Annotated in this window: 2 protein-coding genes; both read right to left on the reverse strand. The window is 48.9% G+C overall.

Translation table 11 applies throughout. The features are described from left to right. Positions 1 to 274: 274 nt before the first annotated feature. A complete protein-coding gene (locus FKW19_RS15145) occupies positions 275 to 1009 on the reverse strand; it encodes a CbtA family protein (RefSeq protein ID WP_063354732.1) in 735 nt (244 codons plus the stop codon). 23 nt (positions 1010 to 1032) lie between these two features. Next, entirely contained in the window at positions 1033 to 1251 is a 219-nt protein-coding gene (locus tag FKW19_RS15150; RefSeq protein WP_003627697.1) for a CbtB-domain containing protein, read from the reverse strand. Positions 1252 to 1484 lie beyond the last annotated feature (233 nt).

Here is a 1484-nt window from a genome sequence, read left to right on the forward strand (position 1 = left end):
CCCTCTGGCGGTGTAACAGACTGGACAGGCAACCGCCTCGTCGGGAACGAAGCCATCTTCGGGCTCCACTCCAATATCACTTTCTAAAGACAATAAATAAAAAAGCATTTCCTGTATGTTAATGTTCTCACGGTGCAGAACAATACAACATCAGGAAATGCTTTTTTAAATGTGCATTACGCACAGAGAATATTTAGAAAAATCTTTTGCCTTATTAGGTTTTGTGGAAAAATTTTATTTCCCACAAAACCCATTCACACCGATCACTAAAAAATCAAGCAGTCTTGCGTACTGCACTATTGGACGATGGCAGACATTTTTCTGCCAGAGCACCAAAAACCAGCCCCAGAACTGACCACAAAACAATCTGCATCCCTATGGATGCTTCCCGAAAACGCCAAAGCACAATAGCGGGAAAATTATCTGGCACTTCGTTGATGTCTGGCAGGCCAAACTGCACTGCGGCAACAAGCGCAAGCCCAAGAACAATACTGCATACCGCAGCGTTCCAATACCCTATAACATTAGAAAGCGCCCGCCCTACCAACAGAGAAATCATGGAAATTGCAATGGAAAGGCCAACCATTGCAAAATACATTTCCGTCCGCAGGCCAATGGTTTCTTCCTGACCAACTGCGGGTGGGTTCGGCGGATATTTCAAATCTGGTATCAACACAAACGTTAAAAACCCAACACTGGCAAGCAACAAAGCCATGCTGCGTGGGCTTAATGCTGCAAGGCGTTGGTACGCAAATGCGAAAACAATAGCAAAAATACCGCCATATGCTGCGCCATACATGAGTACAGCAGTAAGCAGCCCCCAAGATGCCTGCACGCTACGGCTTACCAGTTCAGGTTCTGGCGCCGCACCTGCGGCAGCATCCTGCGCAGCTTCAAACGCAATAGCTAAAGCAACCTGCGGTTCACCAAAAAATTTTGCAAATACAAAAGAAAGCAATGCAGCCAGAATGCCCGCGACCATGCCGCGGGCTAAAAGACGACCAACCATGAGTAAAACTTTCTTTTAATGCCTTAGTGGCAGGGGAAACCAAGCAGGTGGCGGCCATCATGCACAAATTCATGCACGGCATGCCCGGAAATCAGGGAAGTAGCGCCCTGCTCTGCACCCACAAAGTAGATCAGCAGTGCAGAAACAATCAGACCGAAAACAGCCCAAGGCAGAATGGCGCGAACCGGAATGCTCTGGCCCGCTGCCGCAACCGGCATAGCTGTATGAACAGATGTGTTCATGATGTTGTATCCTTTATTTAACAGAGCCCACCGTAGCAGGCACAAAAGAGTTTGAAACAGAACGTCATGGTTTGGTCGGCCCTCATCATAGAATGACAAAGCCTAACAGCAAGGGCATTCCGAACACGCCTGCTGCTCCCCCGCCCCTAGAAAGTGATATTGGAGTGGAGCCCGAAGATGGCTTCGTTCCCGACGAGGCGGTTGCCTGTCCAGTCTGTTACACCGCCAGAGGG

This window comes from Acetobacter sp. DmW_125128 (assembly GCF_008704325.1).
GTDB lineage: Bacteria > Pseudomonadota > Alphaproteobacteria > Acetobacterales > Acetobacteraceae > Acetobacter > Acetobacter oryzifermentans.

Bases quoted from the DNA above. Each gene is read 5' to 3' on its own strand.
- FKW19_RS15145 (WP_063354732.1), bottom strand. From the start codon at position 1,009: ATGGTTGGTCGTCTTTTAGCCCGCGGCATGGTCGCGGGCATTCTGGCT.
- FKW19_RS15150 (WP_003627697.1), bottom strand. From the start codon at position 1,251: ATGAACACATCTGTTCATACAGCTATGCCGGTTGCGGCAGCGGGCCAG.